We start from the raw sequence: 13320 nt of genomic DNA, 5'->3' as shown, positions 1-13320 counted from the left end.
TGACGAAGTTATAAGTCTTATCAGAGCATACTTACGTTGAGGGTTTAAGGGTTCTCAGGTCATTCAAGATGGTTTGATCTACCGATAGCCGAATGCCAAGCGAGCCAGATCCTGCGCTAACAGGTAACTTCCTGAGGTTAACTTCAAGAGAGCTGATTTCGGGATATTTTGCACAAGCTTGAACTATGCGAGTAATCAATCTTTCTTGGGTTTCATAATGACCATCGCCTGCTAGCCTGTTGATTTCAACTACCAAGGGATCATAGTCAAATACATTCTCCATGACGTCTGCCGAAATTAAGACGAGCGCCGAGTCAATCCACAGTATTAAATCTAAAAGATGTTGTTTAGGGATGATGGCTCCAGGCCCATAAGTTCCAATTTGAGTCTGGAGTTTGAGATCCTTTAATTCGATACAGGCATTTGTTTTCATCATATGTTCTAGAAATTTGGTTTACTTTTGAACTTTTTCAATTTGGCAGGCTAATTGATAGCCACTGAGCCAGGCACCCTCAACCCTGCCCCCATTAAGCCAATCACCGCAAAAGCCTAGCTTGAGGTCCTCATGAAGTCTAAATACTGGAATCGGGTTGGTATGCCCGCTTGCATAGCGCCAGCGATGAATAGAAATTTTAGCTGTGCGGCAATCTAAGCCAAGCTTCGTGGCGCAATCTAGGATGCGCTTCGCTGCCTCATCTTTATCTAGCTCTATCCATTCCTGACTCCAAGTTGGGTTGCAGTGAATTACCCAAGTTTCTAGACCAATTCGTTTCGGCTTAGAGTTATTTCGAGAAATCCAGCTAATACTCTCATTATTGATAAAGGCAGCATCAAACGGGAGATTTAAATTATCTGTAAAGCTTGCCATCACTGTCCAACAACCCTGCATATTCGCATCAATAGTAAATTTTTCAATGGATTTATCTATTGATTTGGTAAGAGCAAGTGCTTGTGGTGCAGGCAGAGCTACAACAAGCCAATCAAATTGCTGGTGAATGTCACCTGACTCTAGGCTGTGAAGCTGCCATTTATTTTGAGCATAAGCAACACGATCAATTGTTTGATTGAATTCAATCGGCAGTGCCTTAGCTAAATGTTTGCCTGGAGAATTCATTGCAGGAATTCCCACGTAGCGATTTTCAGTGGCGGTACTGTCTTGCCATTGATTCGCTTTAAATACCTTTAAGCGGGGATTCCAGATGGCGGCTACTTCAGCATTAATCCATTCCTTGACCTGATTGATGAATAGGGGGTCTCTTGCTGTGAAATACTGAGCCCCATGATCGCCAGACCAGTGATCATTATTGCGCGTGCTCATACGCCCGCTAACTCCGAGGCTCTTTTCATAGAGTTGGACTTGAAAGCCGAGCGCTTTTAATCGAGTGGCACAGCTTAGACCAGCAATGCCGGCACCAATGATGGCAATAGTGGTCTCTTTTGGCTGGTTCTTATGCATTGCTGATGGATATTCGTCTAAAGGTTAAATTGATACGAGGCGTATGAATGGTTTTGGTTTTGAGAAGCGCATGCTGCCAAAATTGTTGAGTAGGTGCGTGCATGATGAGAGCGCTACCATTTTCTAGAAAGAGGGAGGTGGTTGATTTATCTTTTTTGTGCTTAAAAGAAAATTTACGTGCAGAGCCAAGGCTCAGCGAAGCAATAGGGGATTGCGCATCTAACTCTTTTTCATCATCACTATGCCACCCCATGCCATCGGCCCCATCGTGGTAGAAATTAAGTAAGCATGAATTAAATTCTGCCTGGGGCAGTTCCTCTAGTTGCCTTTTAATAATCAGTAATTCTGGCGTCCAGGATTGAGGTTGTTTTTTTACTCCCGAGTAGGTGTAAGTACATTTTGGGTCACCAATCCAAGCCACCTTGCGGCGGGTGCTGATTAATCTCCCAAATATGATGAGTTGATCCGCCTCCCATTGCAGAGACTTTTGCAGTTGATTCAGTAGGTTAAGGCTTTCTACTTCACCTAGAAATTCTGGATAGTAGTTAACGAGCCCCTCTTTAGGTAGTAGATTTGTAGCGCAAAGATCTGAGTCGATGCTAAATAAGGAGCTTTGATTCATCGAAGGATGGGGGTAGCTGCAAGCACTAAATGAATAAAAACCCTAGAATAGCCTCAAATCCACTTTTATGAATTCAGGCCCTCATGAACCAATATATCTATGCATCCTTCATCACTTTGATGACGGTCCTATTAATGATGGGGCTGTTATTTAATGTCGGAAGAGCGCGCGGTAAATACAAAGTTCAGGCCCCGGCCACCAGTGGCAATGAAATGTTTGAGCGCGCCTATCGTATTCAACTCAATACGATTGAAAACGTCCTCCTATTTTTGCCAGCTTTATGGCTCTATGCCATCTTCATTGGAGACAAAGGGGCGGGTGACTCTGGTGTGATTTGGCTGATCGCTAGAGTTTGGTATGCCATTTCCTATCAACTCAATCCCGCTAAACGCGGACTTGGCTTCTTAATTTCCCTCCTGGTGATAGCCGGGCTATGGACGGGAGCTGCATACGGAATATTTACTCAGTTCACAAAGGTTTCAATATGAAAGCCCCTGATAAGCGCTGCTGTGGATCTGGTGTTTGCATTATTAGTGATGCGGGTGAATGCTGGTGCGGGCAGGTCTGGAATGGTGAAAAGATGGTAGCTCCTACCCTGAAAATGCAATCAACCACGCAACAGAAGCCAGAGCAAGATCTAAACAAGCCTAAACCCGACTAGTAGGTTAAGGAAGACTTGCCTTTTTAGGGTGCTTTGATCAAAAGATAGATAAAAGTAATTAACTGAAAGAGGTTAATTACTACGCTGGATCCGTGAAGCCAGTGAAACAATCGGTTGTTACCGCTATCCTTAGCGTTATTAATTTTTCCGGTCAGGTAAAAGAAGGTAAAAGCAAAAAGGACTGCGCAGACAGCAAGTAACAACTTGCTGGTTGAATCTGTCTCTGTAAATACACAGATCAATGTGATTAATCCTAAGGTGGCATAGTATTTTGGGAAAAAGTTTCTAACGTATTTGCTAGACCATTCCACTGGTAGTACCTTAAAAACAGTGGGGGCTACAACAACGGTAAAAAAGAGCATGATGCCGACCATGCCAGATAAAAGATAATTTGTAATCATGATTTCTTTCTAAAAAATTATCCGTAGATTCTACGAAACGAGTGGGCAGCCACACCATCTTTAAGGGCTTCGCGAACGGGCATAGCAATTAAATGTATGCTCTTTTTGACTGCTAAGCGTTCTAAATAACTTGGAACAGTTTTGCCAATCATGGGATATACCCAGTCAGGAAGGTTGAGAAAGCCTGCGCGACTAATGAGTTTGATAAACGGCTTAGCCATCAGGTTTCCCGGAAAGTTCTCAAGCAAATCAATAATGCTCGATGCACGCTTTCCAAAATAAAGCTCTGGAATATATGCCGTAATAGCACTCTCGGTATTGGCATAAGTGCTAGGAAGGTCTTTAGCCCCCATTCTCTCGCCCAAAGATTTCATTTCTAAAAAATATTGATCTTTTTCTTCGGGGCTAATGATTTCCTTGCGGTAGTCTTCAAAAGAGTTCATGAAGCTACGCGTTTCTGTAAGATGTACCCAGGCCAGCAAATGTGGATCTGTAGCAGAATAGGGGTTACCAAATTCATCTAAGCCGGTAATTTTAGCGTGAATGTGATTGACCTTTTCGATCACATTGTTTGCCATCTCAGTAGGGCCGTAGGTAGTTGCTGCAATAAAAAATGCGGTTCTTCCAAGCCGCCCTTTCAGGTCCTCCCTGAAAGAGGAGTGATCCCAAACACCAGCTAAAGCCTGTGGATGCAGGGCTTGTAAGATTAATGAGCTAATGCCACCAATCATCATGGAGATAAAGTCTGCATGCACTTTCCAGGCAATTGATTCAGGGCCAAATAGCCCTCGATCACCTTTTGGTGTTAGGAATGCTATTGGGGGTCCACTACCACCCACCATCTCTCGAATCGTTTTACGAATGAACTCATCTAGCATAGTATTAATGCATCATGACATTTCTTAAATCGTCATCTTCAATAATTTCAGTAATGAGATCGAGCCTGATCCTGGGATTGGTTTGAGCCAGCAAGTGATTCTTTTGCGCTAGCGAGAGTGGCAGTAGTTCGGCAAGACGGTTGGAAACCCAGCCACAATCATCGACCTTAAATGGTTTCTTAAAAGGCGCCTCTCCTAATAGATCCTCGCTTTGAATGACTGAGATGATTTCATCTAATAGCGTAGCAACTTTTTGATGCTCTTCGGGGATTGGAGTAAGTGGATCATTTTCTAAAAGTTCAACTTCACCCATCCAAAGTCCATTAGGTTCTTGTTTGCTATTTATGAGCTTGAAGCGCTGTGTGCCAAATGATTTGGTCATGTAAAGAGCGGGCTGGATAGGGTCGAAATCTTCAATTTGAGCCAGTGTGCCAATTTTGGAAAAGGAAAGAGACACATCTTCTTCATTGGCGTCAGAGTTTTTGATGATGCTCACCACGCCAAACTCTGTCTTTTCTCGCAAGCATTGCTTAATCATGTCGAGATAGCGGGCTTCAAAAATCTTCAGCGCAATCACGCCATCTGGAAAGAGTACGGTACCCAGTGGAAATAAAGGGATTTTTCGAATGGTAGAGGTGGAATTAGTCATTTAATGAATGTAATGGATTTATCTCTTCTTTGCTTTCGCTCAATGGGGCCCTAATAACCTCACTGTTTTTTTGGAGCCAGCACTAAACCCGATTTACGTTTACATTTAAAGCTCAAAACTAGGAGATTCATATGATTCAAAAACTGCGCATCAAGCTTGCTCGCTTGATTCTAGGCAAGCATTGTCCTTGCTATCAAATGGGTTATCACAGTATGGTCGATTTTCAACAACGAACTGCTGACCAGCTGGCCAAAGCTCAAGAGCGCAACAAAATTAAATAACTGCTTGCCTAAGGTGATTTGATATCACTTAGGCGCCATGCAATTAAGACGCTAGTGATAATCTGACCGCAGACCAATAGATATGTAATGCTGTTTAACGTGACAAAGTAGTTTGCAAAAGGCGAGAGCATTACGGGCATACCATCTTGTAGTGCGGTTTCTCTTAAGTAATCCATGCGCGGGATTAGCAAATAGCTTGTAACTACAACGCAAACCATCAACACTAGTGACGGTAAGCGCACCCCTTTCAGCTGAGCTATACCTCTCTTAATCAAGATATTGGAGAGGCTCAAAATGACAAAAGCACATCCCAAAAAGTAATACGAGAGATGCTGAATCAAAAGATGTGCAATCATCCCTGCGGCTTGAGCATCCTCCATTAAAAGATAGGGAATGAAGCAGCTAAGAGCCTGTGCAATCATCGCGCCAGATACCAAGTAAGCAAGCAAGCGTAGTAGGCGGCAGGAGAAGGTGTATTGGCTTTTGGGAACTTCAACCATAGGGTAAAAAGGGTTAATTAATGCGCTGCAGCACAAAGTTTGAATCAGTTTCATACTAGCCTCAATCTAACTTTTATGCCAAATACACCATGGAAGTCACAAAAGCAGTCAAAGTAGCGCTGAACACCCTAGTTGATATCGCAAGTCACTCTAACAAGGGTCAATTAGTAACGGTTCCCGAAATAGCCCAAAGGCTCAATATGTCAATTAGTCGCATTGAGCTGTTGCTGCGACCTCTACGTGAATCAGGACTCGTTATTGGCATCAAAGGACGTACTGGCGGCTATCAACTTTCAAAAGACCCTCGCATCATTACGATTAAAGACATTGTTTTGGCAATGAATAAAATCAAAAAAAGAAAAGTAGAGGTGTCTGATATTGCAAAAGATCTCTATCAGTCACTAGAGGCTTACATGATGAACTGCATTTCGAATGTTACCTTGGCCTCAGCGATTAAAGATTACATACCGCGCTTTAGTGAAGTGCAAACAGCGCCAGAAAGAAAATCTTATTTTCCTGCTGAGTCTGAAGTGAAGGTTAAGGAAGAAAAAAGACCCAAAGGAGAGGTTCAAAAAGTGGTGAAGAGTTCTTTCAAAAAGGTAGAAGAAGTTCCTCGCGGACCTAACTCTATTTTTAGCTTTGCTGACTATCTCAACAGAAACTCACCGGCAAACTAAGGTTGCAAAGTCATTTGACGTGGATATTAATGAGGTCTCGTACCCGGATTTAGCTTTTGTAGACATAGAAACTACTGGGTCTCATTTTGATCGGGATCGCATTACAGAAATTGGCATCAAAACACTAGCTAACGATGGAATTCAGGTGTGGGAACGGTTAATTAATCCCCAAACCTTTATTCCGCAAAATATCCAAAGACTTACCGGCATCTCTCCACAAATGGTGGAAGGTCAACCAAGCTTTGATCAGGTTGCGAAAGAGTTAAAACAAGAGCTTGAGGGAAAAATATTCGTTGCTCACAATGCTCGATTTGATTACGGGTTTATCAAGGCCTCTTTTAAAAGGGTCGGCATCGATTTCAAGCCGAAAGTGTTATGTACGGTAAAGCTTTCTAGATTGCTATTTCCAGAGCAGCCTCGCCATAATCTAGATACCATCATTAACGCCCATGGTCTTCAGGTTAGCGCCCGCCATCGTGCGCTGGGCGATGCAGATTTACTGCTGCAGTTTTGGCGTGTTTGTGAAGCCAAGTTTGGGGCAGAAAAGCTCAATGAGGTGATCAATCAACTGATTGGTAATCCTAGTCTACCGCCGAATATAGATAGAGACTTAATAGACTCCATCCCAGATACTCCTGGTTGTTATATCTTTTACGGCGATAACAAGACGCCACTCTATATCGGCAAGAGTATTTCTTTGCGTAATAGGGTCATGGGGCATTTTCAAGGCGCATTAACACAGCGTAAAGAAATGAAGCTCTCTCTGCAAATTCGAGATATTGATTGGATCGAAACCAGTGGCGAGCTTGGTGCCCTCATTCTTGAGTCTAGGTTGATTAAAGAACGTATGCCTAGTATGAACATTAAGCTACGAAGGTCTAAAGATCTTTGTGGTTGGAGCTTAGTTGAAGATGAGTCGGGAGTTCTTTTGCCGCAACTAGTGACCCACCATCAACTAGCTCCCGGTTTGCAAGAGAATTTATATGGCTTGTTTTATAGCAAACGAGAGGCGCACTCTTATTTAAAGGCAATAGCTAAAAAGCATCATCTTTGCGAGGCATTGCTTGGCCTAGAGAAGAGGGTCGAGGGTAAATCATGCTTTGGTTATCAGGTAAAGCAATGTGGTGGTGCGTGTCTTAACCTTACCCCAATTACTTTGCATAATTTGCAATTAAAGACGGTATTAGAGCTCTTTAAAATACAGGTATGGCCTTATTCTGGACCGATCGCAATTAAAGAGGGTGGCGAGATGATTGTGATTGATAAATGGTGTTATCTAGGTACCGCCATTAATCAAGATGAGCTGTATGAGCTGGCTGAATCTGGTGATGCTGAGTTTGATCTGGATATTTACAAGATAGTTAAAAAAGCCTTATCAGGCGCCTATAAGCAACAAGTGATTCATTTCTCAGCTCAATAAATGTAAATCACAGCACATATTTGCTTATTTGCTAAGACTAGCTACCGTTGGAGCTGCTTTCTGCAGCTTATAAGGAATTTCTATATTCTTTGTCTTTAGTTTGAAATATCACCAAGGAAAAAATGAACACATTTGACGCTATTCGTGAGCGAAGGGCTATTAAGCACTTTGACCCTACCCATCAATTTACCCAGCAAGAGACTGAGCAGTTGCTCGAGCTCGCGATGCAAGCACCATCGTCTTTTAATATTCAGCACTGGCGTTTAGTTAATGTGACTGATAAGGCACTCAGAGCTAAGTTGCGTGAAGCTGCTCATGATCAAGCTCAAGTAACGGATGGATCATTATTATTTGTAGTGACGGTTGATATCAAGGCATGGGAAAAAGATCCCGCTAGATATTGGATTAATGCACCTAAAGAAGCTCAGGATATTTTAGTTCCCTGGATTCATCCTTTTTACTCTGGAAAAGAGCAGTTACAAAGAGATGAAGCAATGCGTTCCGCTGGAATCATGTTGCAAACGATGATGCTTTCAGCCAAGGCGATGGGCTATGATTCTTGCCCTATGGTTGGTTTTGATTTTGACAAGGTGGCCGAACTTATCCATCTGCCAAAAGACTATGCTATTGCTGCAATGTTGGTGATTGGAAAAGGGATCAAACCTGCATGGCCCAAGCCGGGATTTATCCCCAAATCAGAGATGGTGATTGAAAATCACTTCTAAATATAACCACCTTCGGGTGGTTTTTTCATACTCATTTTCTTCAGCAAATTGATCTTGAGTCATTTGATTTCTCCACTTATGATGAAGAATGCTTCTTAATTTAACTGAAATGCCAGGTGTAAACAATGTGGAAAAACCTTACAAAAGATGAGCTTGATAGGGCGTATAACAATTCATTGGCTGTTGCGAATAGCGCCCAGATAGTTGAGGGTTGGATGCAAGCTAGCGATCAGGTGCGAGAGAGCACAAAAGGTGAGCTAGACATTAGGTATGGTCCACATCCAAGGCAGTCATATGATTACTTTTCTGCTGGAGATCATTCTCCCATCATGGTTTATATACATGGCGGTTTTTGGCAGTTCCGCTCTAAAGATGATTTCACATTCATAGTTCCACCTTTAATAGATTTAGGCTTTAGTGTTGCAATGCTAGGTTATAGATTGGCGCCTGATGCAACAATGGAGCAAATTATTGCGGATATACGTACCGGGTTAAGTGCAATTGAAGTTAAGGTTCGGGACGAAAGAGGATCGTTTCCAGGTTTTTATCTTCTTGGATGGTCTGCAGGGGCTCACTTGGTTGCTTCAGTTTTAAATGAGCCCAATGTCAAAGATGGAATTTGTATCAGCGGAGTCTATGACTTAGAACCAATTCGACACTGCTATGTAAACGATCAGTTGCATTTGAATCTTGAAGCTTCTCTGGAGAACTCACCAATTCTAAAAACGAATCATTTTGGAAAAGTGATTGACTTATTTGTCGGTAGTGCTGAGTTGCCGCATATGCAAGGACAAACTACCCAATTTTATGAGTATCGAAAGCAACACTTACAACCAGGTAAATTTCAGTTGTTGAATGGTTTTAATCACTACACCATCTTTGATGAGTTAGTGAGAGCTAATGGAACAATCCATAAAACCATCAAAGACAGAGTGTTAGGCTAATAAGGAGGCTATCTCCAATCCCCACCTCAATTCTGTGAGTGAGGACTGATTCATTAATTTACTTTGACAAGCTGCTGCAAGACGTCGCGAACATCTTGTGGAATTGGGGTTGGTTTATTTGTTATTCGGTCTACGTAAACATGAACAAAATGCCCCATCGCTGAAGCAACATCCTCAGCATTCCTAAAAATGGCAACCTCATATTTCACGCTACTATTACCGAGGTGTGCAACTTTGAGTCCAACATGAATCATATCGGGATAAACAATAGAGGAAAAATATTGGCATTGGGTTTCAATAACCAACCCAATAGTTTCACTTTTTGCTATATCTAAAACATTTCGTTCAATGAGATAGCGATTTACGGCTGTATCAAAAAAAGAGTAGTAAGTAACGTTATTGATATGTCCATAAGCATCGTTATCCATCCATCTAGAATGAACTTCTTCAAACGCTACAAAATCAGCTCGTACTGGAGGGGAGGGTCTTTTGTTGCTCATAAAGCCTCTTTATAAAGATCTGCAGCGTCATTCAATGTGATTTCGCGTGGGCTATTTTGTAGTAAACGTGCCTGAAGCATGGCATCTGCAGCCAACTGGTCTATATCTTCTGCAGTGATGCCGACCTCAACCAATCGTTGTGGCAAACCTAGATCACCAGCTAGGCCACCAAGATAGCTTGCCAATTGAGTGGCTTGCTCAATGGTCGAGCCCTGTAAACCAGGTTTGATAATTTGACCTAGTTCAGCATACATAGTGTGTGCAGCATCTAAATTAAAGCGCATCACAGGTCCCAGCATTAAAGAATTGGAGAGTCCATGGGGAACATGGAATCTGGCGCCAATTGGATAAGCCAATGCGTGTACACCGGCTACTGGTGCATTAGTAAATGCCATCCCTGCAAGACAGGCACCCAACAACATATTTTCACGCGCATCAATGTCATTCCCAGTCTTCACAGCCTTATGCAGATTTCCAGCTAACAAACGCAGTGCTTCTTTGGCCAAACAATCTGAAACGGGATTTTTTAATCGCTTAGTTGTAAATGCTTCAATTGCGTGAACCATTGCATCGATTCCAGTAGCTGCTGTTACATGGGCTGGAAGACCCAAAGTTAACTCAGCATCAAGCAATGCAACATCAGGGAGTAATTGAGGGGAAACTACCCCCTTCTTCTCGCTCTCGCTAACAGTAACTATAGAAATAGTGGTCACTTCAGATCCAGTACCTGCTGTTGTGGGGACCAAGATCAAAGGTAAGCGTGGCCCTTTAGCCATACCTACACCATAGACATCTGCTAATTTTTCTTTACCTGGTGCTAATAGGGCAACTAATTTGGCTACATCCATTGAGCTACCGCCGCCAAAGCCCACAATGTAGTCAGCTTTAGAGGCTTGAGCAGCCTTCACTGCAGCATCAATCACTGAGACAGGGGGGTCAGCCTGAACATCAGAAAAAATCTGTACAGGTAAACCAATCTCCTTAAACTGAGGCATGGCTTTATCGAGTAAGCCAGCAGATAAGACACCTGGATCAGTGACGATCAGTGCAGATTTTCCACCTCTCTCAGCAATTCTCTTGGCCAGATTATTAGCGCCACCTCTTTCTACGAGAATTGAGCGCGTTGAATGAAAGTCAAATTGCATGATTGTGACCTTTGCTAGATTGTTTTATTAATTTGCTCAAACGCATTAACGAAAGCCTCAGGAGGCTGGGCTCCTTGTAATAGGTATTGATCATCAATAATAATCGAGGGAACTGAGCTGATTCCCGCACTGGTATATGTTGCCTCTTCATCCCGCACTTCTTTTGAGTACTCATTGCCCTTGAGTACTTCTTGAGCTCTATCTTTATCTAATCCTGCACGCATCACTGCATCTAATACATTCTCCGGATCATCTAAGCTAACTGCAAGACAAAAGTAAGTATTCAGTAATTCCTTTTTTAGGGCAGCTTGTTTTTGTAGATCGTATTCTTTACCGGCCCAATATAGGAGGCGGTGAGCATCAAAGGTGTTGTACACCCGTTTACGACCATCTGGATGAAATGCAAATCCAGCTTCTAATGCTTTAGTGCGAATATTGGCTTGGTTTACTTTGACCTGTTCTGCAGTTAAGCCGTATTTTTCAGTGAGGTGCTCGATGGCATCTTGACCGCCATGGGGCATCTTTGGGTTGAGTTCAAAGGGGCGAAAGTGGACTTCAAAATTAATCTTGTCGCTTAACTGAGCCATGGCCTGATTGAGATTTCCTAAGCCTACGGCGCACCATGGGCAGGCTACATCTGATACATAATCTATTTTGATGGTTGGTTTCATAAGCTTTATTCTACAGAAGCCATTTTGAATGGTGAAATGATTGGTAAACAAACTTGCCGCAGTAAAAAGACCCAATTTTGGTCCAAATGCAGCTTATTAAACAGGTAAGGTATCTACTTCAATGAGTGACTTTAACGGGTTTAGTCCGAAGGCTTTTCAATTCCTGGAGGATTTAACAGATAACCAAAACAGAGTTTGGTTTGCAGAGCATCGCTCTGAATATGAAGAGTTTGTGCGTGAGCCGATGAAGCGCTTCACTGAGGCGTTATCAAACACGTTATCGAATAAAGACATCCCCTTGTGGGGCGACCCTAAAAAATCGCTTTTTAGAATTAATCGAGACGCTCGTTTCTCTAAAGCAAAGCACCCTTACAACATGCATGCCAGCGGATTATTTACCCGAACTGGCGACAAACACTCTCCTGGTGTTTTATATTTTCGTTTAGACCCATTAGGCAGTAGGTGCGCTGCAGGTTATTTGCAGCCTGAAACCCATATTCTTAAAAAGCTGAGGCAGGGAATATTAGATAACCCGAAGGCTTGGCTATTAATTGAGAAATCGCTTAAGCGAAAAGGCTATGAATTGGATTATTCCCATACATTAGCCCGTATACCGAGAGGGTTTGTTGATGTGCCCAAAGAAATTGAATCGGCCATTAAGCTAAAGGGGTGGATTGTTAGAAAGCAGTTGCCCCGATCTATTATTTGCTCAAAAGGCTTAGTGAACGAAGTAGCAGATTTTGCCAAAGATATGCTTCCTTTATTAAGTTTTGGCTGGCTTCATATCCAGTAGGAAATCATATAATTTATAAACAAGCCGCTTTTATATGCGTCAGCTACTTTTTATGTAATGCGAGAATCAATGCTAATTAGATTAATTAAGAATGCTTTATTGGCTTTCACAGCTAGCCTTCTTTTTTCCGCATCAGTCCTGGCGGCTGATATTCAGGTGATCACTTCTGGTGCATTTGCGGAAGCCCTTAAGGCTTTAGTGCCAGAATATGAAAAACAGTCTCCCAATAAGGTGATTATTTCTTATGGATCGTCCATGGGGACTGCTCCCGATTCCATACCATCAAGATTGTCTAGGGGTGAAAAATTTGATGTATTGATACTCGCATCTCCTGCATTGGATGGATTTATACAGAGTGGCTCAGTCCAGCAGGGGACCCGCGTGGATTTAGTCGCCTCTGTTATTGGCGCCGCCGTGAAGACTGGCGCGCCAAAGCCTGACATCAGCAGTGTTCCAGCCCTGAAGCAAGCTTTATTAAATGCAAAATCTGTTGCATATTCCGCAAGTGCTAGCGGTACTTATTTATCTACAGAGCTATTTCCAAAATTAGGAATTGCAGAGCAAATGAGTAAGACTGCAAAAAAGATATATAGCGAACGAGTAGGCACGGTGGTTGCTAGAGGAGACGCTGAACTAGGGTTTCAACAGGTAAGCGAGCTAATTCCAATACCAGGTATTGATTTCATTGGCGAGATACCCCCTGAAGTCCAGCAAACTGTTTTATTTTCGGCAGGTATAACTAGCAATGATGCAAACATCAAGGCATCAAGAGATTTAATTGCATTCTTGGCATCGCCTAAAGCAGTGCCTACTATTCAAAAGGCAGGTTTAAAACCTGTATTACCGGTACTCCCTTGGTAATATTTCCTCACAAGAAAACGGTCATTATGGTGGTTGTTTTTGCTATTGGTGGATTTGAGATAACTGCCGCACGAGTAATAGCCAAAAAATTGAGTGAGAACATTGGGTAGGTAGTGGTTGTAGATAAAAAGTCTAG

Annotated in this window: 19 protein-coding genes; 9 read left to right on the top strand and 10 right to left on the bottom strand. The window is 42.6% G+C overall.

The window, feature by feature from the left end:
- Positions 1–31: 31 nt before the first annotated feature.
- The 3 genes from PNUC_RS08610 to PNUC_RS08600 are packed head-to-tail and all read right to left on the bottom strand — an operon-like array spanning position 32 to position 2078.
- A complete protein-coding gene (locus PNUC_RS08610; RefSeq protein ID WP_011903492.1) occupies positions 32–436 on the bottom strand; it encodes a dihydroneopterin aldolase in 405 nt (134 codons plus the stop codon).
- Positions 437–454: 18 nt separating this feature from the next.
- Positions 455–1456, bottom strand: coding sequence for an NAD(P)/FAD-dependent oxidoreductase (locus PNUC_RS08605; protein WP_011903491.1), 1002 nt, complete (start codon positions 1454–1456; stop codon positions 455–457).
- Positions 1449–2078: an alpha-ketoglutarate-dependent dioxygenase AlkB family protein gene (locus tag PNUC_RS08600; RefSeq protein ID WP_011903490.1), complete on the bottom strand. Its 630-nt coding sequence runs from the start codon at positions 2076–2078 to the stop codon at positions 1449–1451. The genes PNUC_RS08605 and PNUC_RS08600 overlap by 8 nt, the downstream gene beginning before the upstream one ends.
- Positions 2079–2161: 83 nt before the next feature.
- Here PNUC_RS08600 and PNUC_RS08595 point away from each other — a divergent pair, with 83 nt between their 5' ends.
- Together PNUC_RS08595 and PNUC_RS11040 are read left to right on the top strand one after the other, a co-directional pair.
- On the top strand, positions 2162–2566 hold the full coding sequence (locus tag PNUC_RS08595; RefSeq protein WP_011903489.1) for an MAPEG family protein: 405 nt from the start codon (positions 2162–2164) through the stop codon (positions 2564–2566).
- A complete protein-coding gene (locus PNUC_RS11040; protein ID WP_167523319.1) occupies positions 2563–2739 on the top strand; it encodes a hypothetical protein in 177 nt (58 codons plus the stop codon). Before PNUC_RS08595 ends, PNUC_RS11040 begins: the two co-directional genes overlap by 4 nt.
- Before the next feature lie 23 nt (positions 2740–2762).
- Here the strand turns inward: PNUC_RS11040 and PNUC_RS08590 are convergent, their stop codons facing one another.
- The 3 genes from PNUC_RS08590 to PNUC_RS08580 are packed head-to-tail and all read right to left on the bottom strand — an operon-like array spanning position 2763 to position 4667.
- A complete protein-coding gene (locus tag PNUC_RS08590) occupies positions 2763–3140 on the bottom strand; it encodes a DUF4149 domain-containing protein (RefSeq protein WP_011903488.1) in 378 nt (125 codons plus the stop codon).
- Between the two features lie 17 nt (positions 3141–3157).
- A complete protein-coding gene (locus PNUC_RS08585; RefSeq protein ID WP_011903487.1) occupies positions 3158–4018 on the bottom strand; it encodes an oxygenase MpaB family protein in 861 nt (286 codons plus the stop codon).
- Between the two features lie 4 nt (positions 4019–4022).
- Positions 4023–4667, bottom strand: coding sequence for an LON peptidase substrate-binding domain-containing protein (locus tag PNUC_RS08580; RefSeq protein ID WP_011903486.1), 645 nt, complete (start codon positions 4665–4667; stop codon positions 4023–4025).
- A gap of 131 nt (positions 4668–4798) precedes the next feature.
- On the opposite strand from PNUC_RS08580, the gene PNUC_RS11035 reads away from it, so the two are divergent.
- Positions 4799–4948, top strand: a complete 150-nt coding sequence (locus PNUC_RS11035; protein ID WP_155763322.1) for a hypothetical protein — start codon at positions 4799–4801, stop codon at positions 4946–4948.
- An 8-nt stretch (positions 4949–4956) separates the two neighbouring features.
- Here the strand turns inward: PNUC_RS11035 and PNUC_RS08575 are convergent, their stop codons facing one another.
- A complete protein-coding gene (locus PNUC_RS08575) occupies positions 4957–5502 on the bottom strand; it encodes a DUF4149 domain-containing protein (RefSeq protein WP_011903485.1) in 546 nt (181 codons plus the stop codon).
- Positions 5503–5537: 35 nt separating this feature from the next.
- Here PNUC_RS08575 and PNUC_RS08570 point away from each other — a divergent pair, with 35 nt between their 5' ends.
- The 4 genes from PNUC_RS08570 (at position 5538) to PNUC_RS08555 (ending at position 9214) form a co-directional block, all read left to right on the top strand.
- Positions 5538–6125 carry an RrF2 family transcriptional regulator gene (locus tag PNUC_RS08570; RefSeq protein ID WP_011903484.1) on the top strand — a complete coding sequence of 196 codons (588 nt, stop codon included), beginning with the start codon at positions 5538–5540 and terminating at the stop codon, positions 6123–6125.
- Between the two features lie 19 nt (positions 6126–6144).
- The gene (locus tag PNUC_RS08565; protein ID WP_011903483.1) at positions 6145–7545 is read left to right on the top strand and encodes a 3'-5' exonuclease family protein; all 1401 of its coding nucleotides are present in this window, start codon (positions 6145–6147) and stop codon (positions 7543–7545) included.
- 122 nt (positions 7546–7667) lie between these two features.
- Entirely contained in the window at positions 7668–8270 is a 603-nt protein-coding gene (locus PNUC_RS08560; RefSeq protein ID WP_011903482.1) for a nitroreductase family protein, read from the top strand.
- A 125-nt stretch (positions 8271–8395) separates the two neighbouring features.
- Complete coding sequence (locus PNUC_RS08555; RefSeq protein ID WP_011903481.1) at positions 8396–9214, top strand: alpha/beta hydrolase; 819 nt, start codon at positions 8396–8398, stop codon at positions 9212–9214.
- A 53-nt stretch (positions 9215–9267) separates the two neighbouring features.
- Here PNUC_RS08555 and PNUC_RS08550 read toward each other — a convergent pair whose 3' ends face one another.
- From PNUC_RS08550 to PNUC_RS08540, 3 genes are read right to left on the bottom strand one after another with little or no spacing between them, the layout of a single operon-like run.
- Complete coding sequence (locus PNUC_RS08550; RefSeq protein WP_011903480.1) at positions 9268–9714, bottom strand: acyl-CoA thioesterase; 447 nt, start codon at positions 9712–9714, stop codon at positions 9268–9270.
- Complete coding sequence (locus PNUC_RS08545) at positions 9711–10862, bottom strand: iron-containing alcohol dehydrogenase (RefSeq protein ID WP_048812148.1); 1152 nt, start codon at positions 10860–10862, stop codon at positions 9711–9713. Before PNUC_RS08545 ends, PNUC_RS08550 begins: the two co-directional genes overlap by 4 nt.
- 11 nt (positions 10863–10873) lie before the next feature.
- Positions 10874–11530: a DsbA family oxidoreductase gene (locus PNUC_RS08540; protein ID WP_011903478.1), complete on the bottom strand. Its 657-nt coding sequence runs from the start codon at positions 11528–11530 to the stop codon at positions 10874–10876.
- A gap of 121 nt (positions 11531–11651) precedes the next feature.
- On the opposite strand from PNUC_RS08540, the gene PNUC_RS08535 reads away from it, so the two are divergent.
- Both PNUC_RS08535 and PNUC_RS08530 read left to right on the top strand, forming a co-directional pair.
- Entirely contained in the window at positions 11652–12323 is a 672-nt protein-coding gene (locus PNUC_RS08535) for a DUF2461 domain-containing protein (RefSeq protein WP_011903477.1), read from the top strand.
- 69 nt (positions 12324–12392) lie between these two features.
- On the top strand, positions 12393–13184 hold the full coding sequence (locus PNUC_RS08530) for a substrate-binding domain-containing protein (RefSeq protein WP_048812147.1): 792 nt from the start codon (positions 12393–12395) through the stop codon (positions 13182–13184).
- Positions 13185–13320: the final 136 nt, after the last annotated feature.

The organism is Polynucleobacter asymbioticus QLW-P1DMWA-1, from assembly GCF_000016345.1.
GTDB lineage: Bacteria > Pseudomonadota > Gammaproteobacteria > Burkholderiales > Burkholderiaceae > Polynucleobacter > Polynucleobacter asymbioticus.
This window is presented reverse-complemented; position numbering and strand designations above follow the sequence as displayed.

Coding starts and splice junctions, on each gene's coding strand:
- PNUC_RS08605 (WP_011903491.1), bottom strand. CDS start 1,456: ATGCATAAGAACCAGCCAAAAGAGACCACTATTGCCATCATTGGTGCC.
- PNUC_RS08610 (WP_011903492.1), bottom strand. CDS start 436: ATGATGAAAACAAATGCCTGTATCGAATTAAAGGATCTCAAACTCCAG.
- PNUC_RS11035 (WP_155763322.1), top strand. CDS start 4,799: ATGATTCAAAAACTGCGCATCAAGCTTGCTCGCTTGATTCTAGGCAAG.
- PNUC_RS08595 (WP_011903489.1), top strand. CDS start 2,162: ATGAACCAATATATCTATGCATCCTTCATCACTTTGATGACGGTCCTA.
- PNUC_RS08575 (WP_011903485.1), bottom strand. CDS start 5,502: ATGAAACTGATTCAAACTTTGTGCTGCAGCGCATTAATTAACCCTTTT.
- PNUC_RS08570 (WP_011903484.1), top strand. CDS start 5,538: ATGGAAGTCACAAAAGCAGTCAAAGTAGCGCTGAACACCCTAGTTGAT.
- PNUC_RS08590 (WP_011903488.1), bottom strand. CDS start 3,140: ATGATTACAAATTATCTTTTATCTGGCATGGTCGGCATCATGCTCTTT.
- PNUC_RS08540 (WP_011903478.1), bottom strand. CDS start 11,530: ATGAAACCAACCATCAAAATAGATTATGTATCAGATGTAGCCTGCCCA.
- PNUC_RS11040 (WP_167523319.1), top strand. CDS start 2,563: ATGAAAGCCCCTGATAAGCGCTGCTGTGGATCTGGTGTTTGCATTATT.
- PNUC_RS08560 (WP_011903482.1), top strand. CDS start 7,668: ATGAACACATTTGACGCTATTCGTGAGCGAAGGGCTATTAAGCACTTT.
- PNUC_RS08555 (WP_011903481.1), top strand. CDS start 8,396: ATGTGGAAAAACCTTACAAAAGATGAGCTTGATAGGGCGTATAACAAT.
- PNUC_RS08535 (WP_011903477.1), top strand. CDS start 11,652: ATGAGTGACTTTAACGGGTTTAGTCCGAAGGCTTTTCAATTCCTGGAG.
- PNUC_RS08550 (WP_011903480.1), bottom strand. CDS start 9,714: ATGAGCAACAAAAGACCCTCCCCTCCAGTACGAGCTGATTTTGTAGCG.
- PNUC_RS08600 (WP_011903490.1), bottom strand. CDS start 2,078: ATGAATCAAAGCTCCTTATTTAGCATCGACTCAGATCTTTGCGCTACA.
- PNUC_RS08580 (WP_011903486.1), bottom strand. CDS start 4,667: ATGACTAATTCCACCTCTACCATTCGAAAAATCCCTTTATTTCCACTG.
- PNUC_RS08530 (WP_048812147.1), top strand. CDS start 12,393: ATGCTAATTAGATTAATTAAGAATGCTTTATTGGCTTTCACAGCTAGC.
- PNUC_RS08585 (WP_011903487.1), bottom strand. CDS start 4,018: ATGCTAGATGAGTTCATTCGTAAAACGATTCGAGAGATGGTGGGTGGT.